This is a genomic window from Streptomyces fructofermentans (assembly GCF_014651055.1).
GTDB lineage: Bacteria > Actinomycetota > Actinomycetes > Streptomycetales > Streptomycetaceae > Streptomyces > Streptomyces fructofermentans.
Window position 1 is genome coordinate 80,542 of the sequence record NZ_BMWD01000011.1, and the last position, 11,718, is coordinate 92,259.

General features: G+C 71.5%; 12 protein-coding genes. 4 read left to right on the forward strand and 8 right to left on the reverse strand.

Annotated features, from left to right (window positions below; translation table 11 throughout):
- Positions 1 to 49: 49 nt before the first annotated feature.
- Complete coding sequence (gene gad / locus IE265_RS17375) at positions 50 to 1,456, forward strand: glutamate decarboxylase (protein WP_190036498.1); 1,407 nt, start codon at positions 50 to 52, stop codon at positions 1,454 to 1,456.
- Between the two features lie 108 nt (positions 1,457 to 1,564).
- On the opposite strand, the gene IE265_RS17380 is transcribed toward gad, so the two are convergent.
- From IE265_RS17380 to IE265_RS17405, 6 genes are all read right to left on the reverse strand, one after another.
- Entirely contained in the window at positions 1,565 to 2,326 is a 762-nt protein-coding gene (locus IE265_RS17380) for an ABC transporter permease (protein ID WP_229916243.1), read from the reverse strand.
- Positions 2,323 to 3,276: an ATP-binding cassette domain-containing protein gene (locus IE265_RS17385; protein WP_190036499.1), complete on the reverse strand. Its 954-nt coding sequence runs from the start codon at positions 3,274 to 3,276 to the stop codon at positions 2,323 to 2,325. The genes IE265_RS17380 and IE265_RS17385 overlap by 4 nt, the downstream gene beginning before the upstream one ends.
- A gap of 112 nt (positions 3,277 to 3,388) precedes the next feature.
- Positions 3,389 to 4,030 carry a PadR family transcriptional regulator gene (locus tag IE265_RS17390; protein WP_190036500.1) on the reverse strand — a complete coding sequence of 214 codons (642 nt, stop codon included), beginning with the start codon at positions 4,028 to 4,030 and terminating at the stop codon, positions 3,389 to 3,391.
- A gap of 55 nt (positions 4,031 to 4,085) precedes the next feature.
- Positions 4,086 to 4,628 carry a DinB family protein gene (locus tag IE265_RS17395; RefSeq protein WP_190036501.1) on the reverse strand — a complete coding sequence of 181 codons (543 nt, stop codon included), beginning with the start codon at positions 4,626 to 4,628 and terminating at the stop codon, positions 4,086 to 4,088.
- A gap of 113 nt (positions 4,629 to 4,741) precedes the next feature.
- Complete coding sequence (locus IE265_RS17400; protein ID WP_190036502.1) at positions 4,742 to 6,202, reverse strand: aldehyde dehydrogenase family protein; 1,461 nt, start codon at positions 6,200 to 6,202, stop codon at positions 4,742 to 4,744.
- Between the two features lie 79 nt (positions 6,203 to 6,281).
- On the reverse strand, positions 6,282 to 7,118 hold the full coding sequence (locus IE265_RS17405; protein ID WP_494486031.1) for a Sco1979 family transcriptional regulator: 837 nt from the start codon (positions 7,116 to 7,118) through the stop codon (positions 6,282 to 6,284).
- A gap of 353 nt (positions 7,119 to 7,471) precedes the next feature.
- Between IE265_RS17405 and IE265_RS17410 the strand changes: the two genes are divergently transcribed.
- Positions 7,472 to 7,948, forward strand: coding sequence for an ATP-binding protein (locus IE265_RS17410; RefSeq protein ID WP_229916244.1), 477 nt, complete (start codon positions 7,472 to 7,474; stop codon positions 7,946 to 7,948).
- Between the two features lie 169 nt (positions 7,949 to 8,117).
- Here IE265_RS17410 and IE265_RS17415 read toward each other — a convergent pair whose 3' ends face one another.
- Positions 8,118 to 8,360, reverse strand: coding sequence for a DUF397 domain-containing protein (locus IE265_RS17415; RefSeq protein WP_079103477.1), 243 nt, complete (start codon positions 8,358 to 8,360; stop codon positions 8,118 to 8,120).
- A 750-nt stretch (positions 8,361 to 9,110) separates the two neighbouring features.
- Here IE265_RS17415 and IE265_RS17420 point away from each other — a divergent pair.
- The gene (locus tag IE265_RS17420; protein WP_190036504.1) at positions 9,111 to 9,620 is read left to right on the forward strand and encodes a hypothetical protein; all 510 of its coding nucleotides are present in this window, start codon (positions 9,111 to 9,113) and stop codon (positions 9,618 to 9,620) included.
- Positions 9,621 to 9,808: 188 nt separating this feature from the next.
- Entirely contained in the window at positions 9,809 to 10,411 is a 603-nt protein-coding gene (locus IE265_RS17425; RefSeq protein ID WP_190036505.1) for a DUF4232 domain-containing protein, read from the forward strand.
- Between the two features lie 57 nt (positions 10,412 to 10,468).
- Here the strand turns inward: IE265_RS17425 and IE265_RS17430 are convergent, their stop codons facing one another.
- The gene (locus IE265_RS17430) at positions 10,469 to 11,641 is read right to left on the reverse strand and encodes a DUF2786 domain-containing protein (RefSeq protein WP_190036506.1); all 1,173 of its coding nucleotides are present in this window, start codon (positions 11,639 to 11,641) and stop codon (positions 10,469 to 10,471) included.
- Between the last annotated feature and the right edge of the window lie 77 nt (positions 11,642 to 11,718).

Genomic DNA, 11,718 nt, shown 5'->3' on the forward strand with positions numbered 1-11,718 from the left:
TGATTCAGGGCCCGCGCATGGAGGCCCGACCCCACCGACCGGAGGCGCCATGCCGCTCCACACCGGCCACCAGGAGCCCGACGATCACCCTGTGACCGTCAACCCCTTCTACGCGGGTGCGAACCCGGTCGGCGGAATGACCGAGGCCCCGCCGAAGCACCGGCTGCCCGACGGTCCGCTGCCGCCGGCCACCGCCTACCAGCTCGTGCACGACGAGCTGATGCTCGACGGCAACTCGCGTCTGAACCTGGCGACGTTCGTCACCACCTGGATGGAACCGCACGCCGCGATGCTGATGGGCGAGTGCCGCGACAAGAACATGATCGACAAGGACGAGTACCCGCGCACGGCCGAGCTGGAACGGCGCTGCGTGGCGATGCTCGCCGACCTGTGGAACGCGCCGGACCCGTCCGCCGCCGTGGGCTGCTCGACGACGGGGTCCAGTGAGGCGTGCATGCTGGCCGGCATGGCGCTGAAGCGCCGCTGGGCCCAGCGCAACGCCGACCGGTACCCGGGCGCCCGGCCCAATCTGGTCATGGGCGTCAACGTGCAGGTCTGCTGGGACAAGTTCTGCACGTTCTGGGAGGTCGAGGCCCGCCAGGTGCCCATGGAGGGCGACCGCTTCCACCTCGATCCGCAGGCCGCCGCCGAGTTGTGCGACGAGAACACCATCGGGGTCGTGGGCATCCTCGGCTCCACCTTCGACGGCTCGTACGAGCCGATCGCCGAACTCTGCGCCGCGCTCGACGCGTTGCAGGAGCGCACCGGGCTGGACATCCCCGTCCACGTCGACGGCGCGTCCGGCGCGATGGTCGCCCCCTTCGTGGACGAGGAGCTGGTCTGGGACTTCCGGCTGCCGCGGGTCTCCTCCATCAACACCTCGGGGCACAAGTTCGGGCTGGTCTACCCGGGCGTGGGCTGGGCACTGTGGCGCACGGCCGCCGAACTGCCGGAGGAGCTGGTCTTCCGCGTCAACTACCTGGGCGGCGACATGCCGACCTTCGCGCTCAACTTCTCCCGCCCCGGGGCCCAGGTGGTGGCGCAGTACTACACCTTCCTGCGCCTCGGCCGCGAGGGCTACCGGGCCGTGCAGCAGACGACACGGCAGGTGGCGACGGGGCTCGCCCGGCGGATCGAGGCGCTCGGCGACTTCCGGCTCATCACCCGGGGCGACGAACTGCCGGTGTTCGCCTTCACCACCGCGCCCGGGGTCGAGGCGTACGACGTCTTCGACGTGTCCCGGCGCATGCGGGAGAACGGCTGGCTGCTGCCCGCGTACACCTTCCCCGCGAACCGCGAGGACCTGTCGGTGCTGCGCGTGGTGTGCCGCAACGGCTTCTCCTCCGACCTCGGCGACCTCTTCCTCGACGACCTGGGCCGCCTGCTGCCCGAGCTGCGCCAGCAGCCGCACCCGCTGACCAGGGACAAGTCGGCGGCGACCGGTTTCCACCACTGACGGCGCCCCTGCCGCCCGCGGCGGGTCCACGGATGGGCCGGGCCCCGCCCGGGCCCGGCACCGGCGGACCGGCCGCGGACGACGGCGGAACGCCCCGCCGGGCCCGGCCTACTTCGCCGGGGCCGCGAACCTCCGTACGGCGAGCGGGAAGAACACCGCGAGCAGCGCCAGGGGCCAGGCCACCGCGGCCCAGACGTGCCCGGCCTCGCCGCCAGGACCGCCGAACAGCTCGCGTACGGCCGTGGCGGTCTGCGACATCGGGTTCCACTCGACGACGGGGCCGAGCCAGCCGGGCATGGAGTCCGGCGTCGCGAAGGCGTTGGACAGGAAGCCGACCGGCCAGACCAGGATCTGCACGGCCTGCACCATCTCGGGCCGGCCTGCGACCAGCGCCAGGTGGATTCCGATCCACAGCATCGCGAAGCGGAGCAGCAGAAGCAGCCCCACCGCGCCCGCGAAGGCCCCGGCGCTCCCCCGCGGACTCCAGCCGATCGCGAGGGAGACCCCGATCAGCACCGCGAGGCCGAGCGCCGACTGGAGCATGTCCGCGGCCGAACGGCCCACCAGCACCGCCCCGTTGGCCATCGGCATCGACCGGAACCGGTCGATCACCCCCTTGTTGAGGTCCTGGGTGACGGCCAGCATCGTGCCCTCCAGGCCGAACGCCATGGTCAGCGCGAGCATGCCGGGGACCAGGAAGTCGACGTACTCCCCGTCGACGCCCCGGCCGCCGCCGATCAGGAAGCCGAACATCAGCAGCAGCATCACGGGGAAGACCAGACCGACCACGACCTGCACCGGTTGCCGTGCCCAGTGGGCGAGTTCACGGCGGGTCATGGTCCAGGAGTCACTCAGCGCGTACGTGTTCACAGCGCCTCCTTCACACGGTCGCCGCCCTCGGTGAGGCGCAGGAACACCTCGTCCAGCGTGGGCCGCCGCAGCGCGACGTCCTCCGCCACTATCCCGGCCTCCTCCAGGGCCCGTACGACCCCGGAGAGCGCCGCCATGCGATCGGTGACCGGAGCGCTCAGCAGCCGCCGGTCGGCGTCGACGGAGATCTCCGAGCGGGCGAGCGGCAGCAGGACGACGGCCGCGCCGAGCTGCCCCGCGTCCCGCAGCACCACGTCGATGCGGTCGCCGCCCGACCGGGCCTTGAGTTCGTCCGCCGTGCCGTCCGCGACCATCCGCCCCCGGTCCACCACCGAGATCCGGTGGGCGAGCTGGTCGGCCTCCTCCAGGTACTGCGTGGTCAGCAGCACGGTCGTACCGCCCCCCACCAGGGAGCGCACCGCGCCCCAGACCTCCGCGCGGCCGCGCGGGTCGAGGCCCGTGGTCGGCTCGTCCAGGAACAGCACCTCCGGTTCGGTGATGAGCGAGGCGGCGAGGTCCAGCCTGCGCCGCATGCCGCCGCTGTACCGCTTCACGGCCTTGCGGCCCGTGTCCGCGAGGCCGAAGCGCTCCAGCAGTTCGTCGGCCCTGGCTCCCGCCCGGCGCGCGCCCAGGTGGTGGAGCCGGCCGAACATCTCCAGGTTCTGCCGTCCGCCGAGCTCCTCGTCGAGCGCCGCGTGCTGGCCGAGCAGGCCGATGCGCGGGCGCACCTCGCGGGCGGCCGTGAGCACGTCGTGCCCGGCGACCTCGACGCGGCCCCCGTCGGGCCGCAGCAGGGTGGCGAGGACCCTCACCAGGGTCGTCTTGCCCGAGCCGTTGGGGCCGAGCACCCCGTGCACCGTGCCGCGCCGGACCGTCAGGTCGAGCCCGTCCAGGGCGGGCCTGTCCCCGTACCGCTTCCGTACGCCCTCGACCACGATCGCGTCGGTCATCGAGCTCCCTCCATATCTAGGTAATCAAACTTGACTACCAACAGGAAGGCGGAGGGTACACCCGCGTCGGGGGTTGGTCAAACTTGATTACTGCCAGAGTCCGGACAGCCGTTCAGCGGGCGTCGCCGGGGTGCCGCTCCTGGGTGGCGTACGGATTCTCGGCGCCCTCGGCGAGGACCCCGACGAACGGCTCGCCCTCGCCCGCGAAGGTGTAGGCACCGCCCCTGATCCGCTCGATGAGCCCGCGGGTCCACCGGGCGCCGGTGTCGGCCGAGGTGACCCAGAAGTTCATAATCTCGCCGATGTGGCCGAGCTGACCGGGGCCCTCCTCGGGCGTGTAGCTCTCGGTGACGGCCGTACGCCACTGCTCGATGACCCGCACCCGCTCCTCCAGGAGCCGGACCGCCTCGGAGCGCTCAAGGTCCACCAGGAATCCGAGCGCCGCGGAGAGGACGTCCGGCTTCTGGTCGTACGCGGTCAGCGACTCGCGGAGCAGGGCGAAGAACTCCTCGGTGCCCTTCTCGGTGATCTCGTACTCGGTGCGCGGCGGACCGCCGACCGTGGAGGGCGCGATCTCGTGGGCCACCAGCAGTTCCTGCTTCGCCATCTGCTTGAGCGCGTGGTAGATCGAACCCGGCTTGGCATTGGACCACTCGTGGGCGCCCCAGAACTCCAGGTCGTTGCGCACCTGGTAGCCGTGGGCCCGGCCGTGCTGGCGCACGGCACCCAGGACGAGGAGACGAATCGCTGACATACGGACCAGCGTAGGACGCGCCGGCCCGCCCCGGGCACCTGCCCCGGACGGCGCCTCAGCCCCAGCCCTGCGCCTGGGCCACCAGCTCGAAGGCGGTCCGCCCGTCCAGGGACTCCCGGACGATGTCGGCGTGGCCCGCGTGCCGGGCCATCTCCGCGATCAGGCGGAGCATCAGCCACCGCATCGACACGGCCTCGTCGTCCGGGAACCAGGGCTGGTCGGGGAGCGGGAAGGTGTCGTTCAGGCTGGGCACGGACCGGATGAACTCCTCGGTCCCGCGGGCCACCTCGTCCCAGTACGCGAGCACGGACTCGACCGTCTCGTCGCCGGTCAGCCGGAAGCTGTCACCCCAGTTCTCCTCGGAGCGCTGGGTGTCCGGCGCCACCTGGCGGGCCCGCGACAGCCAGCCCTGCTCGGTCTCCGCCACATGCTTGAGCAGCCCCGAGAGCGACAGCTCGCTGGCGCTCGGACGGCTCGCGGCCTGCTCGTCGGTCAGCCCGAGGAGGGTCCGGCGGATTCCTCCGCGCTGTTCGTCCAGGAAGGCGAGCAGCGCGCCGCGCTCGTCGCCGTGGGCCTCTGCGTGCACGTGCATGACCATGGGGGGGCCGCCTTTCGTGGGTGCCGCTTGCCTGACACCGACGAAGCTACGGGCCCTTGCGGACAGCTGCTGTCCGCAAGGGCCCGACACGACGCGAGGAGAACCGGGAAGGCTCAGAACGGGAAGAAGCTGCGGCCGTGCTGCACCGAGATCCACTTCTGGGTGGTGAACGCCTCGACCGTCGCCTCGCCGTTCAGCCGACCGATGCCGGAGGACTTCTCGCCGCCGAATGCGACCAGCGGCTCGTCGTGCACCGTGCCGTCGTTCACGTGGAACATGCCCGTGTCGATCTGCTTGGCGAAGGAGACACCGCGCTCGACGTCGGCGGTGTGCACGGCCCCGCTCAGTCCGTACGGGGTGTCGTTGACGAGCCGTACGGCCTCCTCCTCCCCGTCGAACGGGACGAGGAGGGCGACCGGGCCGAAGATCTCCTGGCGCAGCACGGCCGAGTCGGCGGGCAGGCCTGTCAGTACGACCGGCTCGATGAGGTTGTCGCGGACGGTGCCGCGCACCAGGGCGGTGGCGCCCTCCGCGAGCGCCTGCTCCACGGTGGCCGAAAGCGCGTCCGCCTGGCTGGAGTTGATGACCGGACCGATCACGGTCTCCGGGTCCCGCGGGTCGCCCGTCTTCAGCGTCCTGACCTTGGCGACGAACTTCTCGGTGAACTCCGCCTCGACCGACCGGTCCACGAGGATGCGGTTCGCGGCCATGCACACCTGGCCCTGGTGGACGTACCGGCTGAACACGGCGGCGTCCACGGCGTAGTCGACGTCCGCGTCGTCCAGGACCACCAGCGCGCTGTTGCCGCCGAGTTCGAGGACGGAGCGCTTGAACTGCGCGGCGCACACGGTCGCGACATGGCGGCCGACCTTGTCGGACCCGGTGAAGGAGATGACCTTCGGGACCGGGTGCTCCAGGAAGGCGTCGCCGATCTCCGCGATGTCGGTGATCACGACGTTGAGCAGTCCGCCCGGCAGGCCGGCGTCCTCGAAGATCTTGGCGACCAGCGAACCGCCGACGATCGGGGTGTTCTGGTGCGGCTTGAGGACCACGCCGTTGCCGAGGGCCAGCGCGGGCGCCACGGACTTCAGCGACAGCAGGAACGGGAAGTTGAAGGGGCTGATGACCCCGACGACACCGACCGGGACGAGGTAGAGGCGGTTCTCCTTGCCGTCGACCGGCGACGGGATGATCTTCCCCTCGGGCCGCAGCGCCAGGTTCACCGACTCGCGCAGGAACTCCTTGGCGAGGTGCAGTTCGAAGGCGGCCTTCAGGCGCGTCCCGCCGAGCTCCGCGATGATCACCTCGGCGATCTCCTGCTCGCGCTCCTCGATGATCCGAAGCGCCTTCTCGAAGACGCCCCGACGCGTGTACGGGTTCGTCGCGGCCCATTCCTTCTGGGCTCCGGCGGCGGCCCGGTAGGCCTGATCCACCTCGTCGACCGTGGCTATCGTGATCGAGGCGAGCTTCTCACCGTCGTACGGGTTGAAGTCGATGATGTCCCAGGAACCGGTGCCCGGACGCCACTCGCCGCCGATGTACTGCTGAGCCAGGTCGGTGAAGTAGGACGACATGTGATCCCTCAATCCCTTGCTGCCGAAGCAGAGACACGATCGTCTTCACGGTCTGATCACGCGTCATCGTACTTGTGTTTCAAGAGAGTTGGAGCAGTCCCCTGAGCAAGTCACGGCTCTCGTCGGGACCCGGACTGTCGTCCTGGAGCTGCTTCATCGCCTTCTCGTACTGGGTGACGTCCTCGCGCTTGTCCAGATACAGCGCACTGGTCAGCTGCTCCAGGTACACCACGTCGGACAGATCGGACTCGGGGAAGCTGAGGACCGTGAAGGCCCCGCTCTCGCCGGCGTGCCCGCCGAAGCTGAACGGCATGACCTGAAGACGTACGTTGGACCTCTGGGACACGTCGATCAGATGCTGCAACTGCCCCCGCATCACGCCGCGGTCGCCGTAGGGGCGCCGGAGCGCCGCCTCGTCCAGCACGACGTGGAAATCGGGGGCGTTCTCGGACACCAGGTACTTCTGGCGCTCCAGGCGCAGCGCCACGCGCCGCTCGATGTCGGCGGCGCTCGCACCCTTCATGCCCCGCGCGACGACCGCGTGCGCGTACGCCTCGGTCTGCAGCAGGCCGTGCACGAACTGGACCTCGTAGGAGCGGATCAGGGCCGCGGCGCCTTCGAGGCCGACGTAGGTCGGGAACCAGCTGGGCAGGACGTCCGAGTAACTGTGCCACCAGCCGGCGACGTTGGCCTCCTTGGCAAGGGAGAGCAGCGAGGTGCGCTCCGCCTCGTCGGAGATCCCGTAGAGCGTCAGCAGATCCTCGACGTCCCGCGTCTTGAAGCTCACCCGGCCCAACTCCATACGGCTGATCTTCGACTCGGAGGCTCGGATCGAGTAGCCGGCCCGCTCTCTGGTGATGCCGCGCGACTCGCGGAGCCGCCTCAGTTGAGAGCCGAGCAGCATGCGCCGTACCACCGATCCCGACTCCTGCGCGCTCACGTTCGTCCGCCTCCCCAACCTGTCCTCAAGGGCCGCAGTCTGCCACTAAAACACTTCAAGCAGTACTCGTTCGATTACAGAAACAGCAAGCTTTCAACGTAGACACACAGGAAGAGGCAAGGAGAAGACAAGCCAGACCCTGAAAGGTGGCAGGAAGACGGCGGAAAAAATGACCCAGAAGCGGTATGGGAAGGTCCAATTCGGGCGCGTGCACGTGCATCTGCCCTTGCATCTGGTGAATGCATTCGGAACGATGGTCTCGCGCCACCGCTGCATCGCCACGACCGCGAACCCCGGGAGTGCCTCGCATGGGGACGAATGGATCGACCATGCTCGAGCCGTTACGGCAGGGGCTTCCGCCACTGGACCCCGCGGCAGTGTCCAACGCCGCCTCCTGCGCCCTGCCGCCCCGCTACGAAGCGGTGCGCGACGCGCGGCAGTTCACCCGTCGCACGCTGGACCAGTGGGACACCGGCGACCGCTTCGACGACGTCTGCCTCGTGGTCTCGGAACTCGTCACCAACGCGCTCCGGCACGCGCTGCCCGCGGACACCCCGCGCGCGGCGGAGCAGGACCCGCCGGTGCGGCTGCACCTGATGCGCTGGACCGACAGGGTCGTGTGCGCGGTACGGGACCCCAGCCACGACAGCCCGGTCGCCGGCGACTCCGAGGACTTCTCGGCGGAGTCGGGGCGGGGCCTCTTCCTGGTGGACTCGTTCGCCGACAGCTGGGGGTGGCACCCGCTCGCCGGCACGCTCAACGGCAAGGTCGTCTGGGCGCTGTTCCGTCTGCAGTCCGGCACGTGAGAACCGCGGCGCTCTTTTCGCGCCGCGGTTCTACGCGCGTTACGTTCCGTCCTCCCCCCGAATGCCGAGCGTGACCGGCGGACCTCGGGGGTGCCGCCGCGGGGCGCGCGCCGGGGAGACCGGGGGCAGGGAGCGCCCCGTGGTCCGCGGGCGCCGCGAACGGCCCCGGTCAGCCCGCGATCAGGTGGTCGAACTCGCCGTCCTTGATCCCCAGGAGCATGGCCTCGATCTCGGCGCGCGTGTAGACGAGGGCGGGTCCGTCGGGAAACCGGGAGTTGCGGACCGCCACCTCACCGCCGGGCAGCCGGGCGAACTCCACACAGGATCCTTGCGAGTTGCTGTGTCTGCTCTTCTGCCAGGCCGCCTCGTGCAGCTCCGTGGCAGCCATGCCGTTGTACACGTCGTGGTCCACAGGTCGCTCCCCGGTGGTGCATTGGCTTCTGTTGCCATTGATGCAGTGGTCAACTGATCCGGATCATAGCTGTCTTCACATGCAGATGCATGGGCAGATGCACGTGCACGGGGGGTGGTCCTGCGATTACACCTTCGACGGACACGCCGTCCCAATCGTTCCGATCGGTCCACAGTCTTCCCCCGTTTGAGGGAGAGACGCTCGCCGGGCCCTTCCTGTTCCCTTCAACCACCTTGCCCTGCCCGCGAATTGGGCCGGAGGCCCGAGTCGTGGTGGCCGAGGGGCCAAGGCGCCGCACGGGACGGAACGGGGGTGGGAGCCGGGCGGGGGTGCACTCCGGTGGGGCCGGGAGCGACTCCGGTGGGACGGGGGGACTCCGGTGGGACGGGGGGACTCCGGCGGGACGGGGGGACTCCGGTGGGACCAGTGGGACCCGGGAGCGGCTCGGGTGGGACGGGAGCACTCCGCCGGGGACCCGGAGGAGTCCCGTGGGACCGGGGAGACGGAAGCCGACCGCACGGGACAGAGGGCGGCGGACCGCACGGGACAGAGGGCGGCGGACCGCACGGGACAGAGGGCGGCGGACCGCACGGGACAGAGCGTGGCGGACCGGACGGAAGCACCGCAAGGGCCCGGTATGCCGTTCGTACCGCCTGGTAGCTTGCTGCCGTCGTTCCGGTGTCACCGGCGGCACCGGCGGTACCCGCGGGGTACCGGCGACTCGTCCGGCCAGACCCTTGGGGGGCTTCAGTGACTTCGGCGACCTTCTCCCGCAGGCAGGTGCGGATCTCGGCCGCGGCGGCGGGGCTCGCGGCCGCGCTCGTCCTCACCGGCTGCAGCGGCGACGACGGCGACGGCCCGCCCTCCTCGGCGACCGCGAAGCCCACGGGCTCGGCGGACACCGGCGGCGGCTCCGGGGACCCGTCGGGCGGCAGCGCGTCCAAGGCCGGCCCCCTGGAGGGCAGTTGGCTGGCCACCAAGGAGGGCAAGGCCGTGGCACTCGTGATCACCGACGGCCGGGCCGCGCTCTTCTCCACCGGCGGCTCCGTGTGCAGCGGTACGGCGGGCGAGAAGTCCGGCATGCGGATGATCGAGCTGAAGTGCTCCGACAAGAACAAGGACCGGTCCGAGGGAATGGTGGACTCCGTCGACGCCACGACCCTGAAGGTCACCTGGGAGGGCTTCGGCGAGGAGACGTATACGAAGTCGGAGGGCGGGAAGTTCCCGACCGGGCTGCCGACGGCGGACCTGGGCTCCTGACGTTCTCGGGGGGCGCGCACGGCCCGGCTCGGGGGCGCGCACGGCCCGGCTCGCGGGTGATCCTCGGCGCCGGGCTCCGCGAGGATTCGCCGATCGTCCGCCCGTGGGCGGAACCACGGCGCGCAAGGACGCATGATGATTCTTGAGCCGTCGTCCCCGAGGGACGACCCCGAGGCCAGAGGACACCCATGCGCACCCTGCCCGTAGCCGCCACCGCACTCGCGGCGGCCCTCGCCCTGACCCTGACCGCCTGTGACAGCGGCGGCAGTGGCACCGGCAAGAACAGGAAGAGGTCCGGCTCCGACTCGGCCGACTCCGGCAACGGCTCGAACGGCACCGGCGGCGGCTCGGCCGCCGGCGGTTCGTCGGCCCGTGCCTGCAAGCCCGGCCAGTTCACCCAGGAGGTCGCCGCCAACGAGGCGCCGGCCGCCGGCGACACCGGGAACGTCTCCGTCACCCTGACCAACACGTCGAACGCCGGCTGCACCCTGAACGGCTTCCCGGAGGTCGGCCTGACGGGCGGCGGCGGCTCCTGGACGGTCGGGCGCGAGCAGTCCGCCCAGCCGGAGAAGCTGACCGTCAGGCCCGCCGAGGCGGCGACCTTCACGCTCACGTACGTCCGGGGGCCGAAGGGCGACGCGCAGAAGGGCGCCGCCGTCCAGGACGCGGCGTTCAAGCTGCCCGGCGCGGGCACCGAGCTGTCCTTCCCGTGGAAGTTCGGCGAGGTCGCCCTGCGTGCCGCGGGCGAGCCCGACGCGACCGTGACGCCCTTCCAGCGCGCCGGCGACTGAGCCCGGCCGGGGAGGTCGCCGCGGCGCCGGCCGGGGCGGCCCGCCGACCCGCGGACGTCACCGCAGCGGTGGCCGCGCCCTCACCTGGGCCCGGTCCGCAGCGGCGGACCCCTCCTGCCATCCGGCCTCGTCGGTGATCCCCCGCATCCGGGTCGTGACCGTGTCGGGGAACATCCGCTCGGCCCGGTCCGTCACCGCGACGTCCCGGGCCGCGAGCACCGGCAGCAGCGCCCCCTCCGCGACCGCGCCGGGGTCCCGCGCCGCGGACGCCTCGGCCGCGGCGGCCACCTCGGCGAGCCGGTCGCCGATCCGGTGCGCGTACGCGGCGAGGAAGGACTGCCGGAAGGACTTCGTGCGCTTCCTGCCGCCGGCCCGCTGGGCCGCCTCGGCCTTCGTCATCGCCGCCGTGGCCTGCACGAGCAGCGAGGTGTAGAGGAGTTCGACCGCCTCCAGGTCGGGGTCGAAGCCGACGACCGTGGAGAAGCCGAGGGCCTCGTTCCACACCGCGCGGCACCGGTTCGCCCCGGCCACGGCGTCCAGGAGCACCGCCTTCGCCGTCTCGTACGGCGGCTCGACACCGATCCGGCAGGCTCCGGGCGCGTCCGCGGCGTGCGTACGGGCGGCGAGCAGCGCCTCGTCGATGCTGTGCCGGGCCATCAGCTCCTGCGCCTTCGCGCTGAGCGCCTCCGCCTCCTCCGGGAAACCGGTCGCCTCCGCCTTGGCGAGCAGCGCGCGGATCCGGGAGAGCATGCGGGTGTCGTGCGGGGCCGCGGCGGCCCGGGGCCCGTTCCGGTCGTCCGGTGCGTCCAGCGGCTCGATGGAGGGCAGACGCAGCAGCAGCCGGTACAGCTCCAGCACGGCGGTGGCGTACGAGAAGCGGTCCGTGCGGGGTGCCCGCTCCCCCGCGCCGGCCTCCGCGAGCTCCGCCAGCTGCGCGGTCCAGCGGCGGTCGCGCGGCCGGCGGTCCCGGCGGCTCTCGTCGAGGACCAGTCCGCCGGCCAGTCGTACGTGGACGTCCTCCAGCTCGCGCCGCACCACGCGCACGAGGTCCGCGGGCTGCCAGCCGCGGCGCCAGGCAGCGGCCACGAACTCCTCGCCGCGCCGGGCGAGTTCGGTGTCGGAACCGGGGTCGGCGGCGAGCAGCGAGGCGCCCGTGTCGAGGGCGGAGTCGGAGGCGGCGTAGAGGGCCGCGGCGAAGGCGCGCTCCACGGCGCCGGACGTACTGCTCATCCTCCGATCGTGCCACGGACGGGCGGCGGGCCACGGGGGTGGGGCGGGCCCCACCCCCGGGACACCCCCTGGTGGTC

Excerpts from the sequence above, each read along its gene's own strand:
- gad (WP_190036498.1), top strand. The coding sequence starts at position 50 with ATGCCGCTCCACACCGGCCACCAGGAGCCCGACGATCACCCTGTGACC.
- IE265_RS17385 (WP_190036499.1), bottom strand. The coding sequence starts at position 3,276 with ATGACCGACGCGATCGTGGTCGAGGGCGTACGGAAGCGGTACGGGGAC.
- IE265_RS17390 (WP_190036500.1), bottom strand. The coding sequence starts at position 4,030 with ATGTCAGCGATTCGTCTCCTCGTCCTGGGTGCCGTGCGCCAGCACGGC.
- IE265_RS17395 (WP_190036501.1), bottom strand. The coding sequence starts at position 4,628 with ATGGTCATGCACGTGCACGCAGAGGCCCACGGCGACGAGCGCGGCGCG.
- IE265_RS17400 (WP_190036502.1), bottom strand. The coding sequence starts at position 6,202 with ATGTCGTCCTACTTCACCGACCTGGCTCAGCAGTACATCGGCGGCGAG.
- IE265_RS17410 (WP_229916244.1), top strand. The coding sequence starts at position 7,472 with ATGCTCGAGCCGTTACGGCAGGGGCTTCCGCCACTGGACCCCGCGGCA.
- IE265_RS17425 (WP_190036505.1), top strand. The coding sequence starts at position 9,809 with ATGCGCACCCTGCCCGTAGCCGCCACCGCACTCGCGGCGGCCCTCGCC.
- IE265_RS17430 (WP_190036506.1), bottom strand. The coding sequence starts at position 11,641 with ATGAGCAGTACGTCCGGCGCCGTGGAGCGCGCCTTCGCCGCGGCCCTC.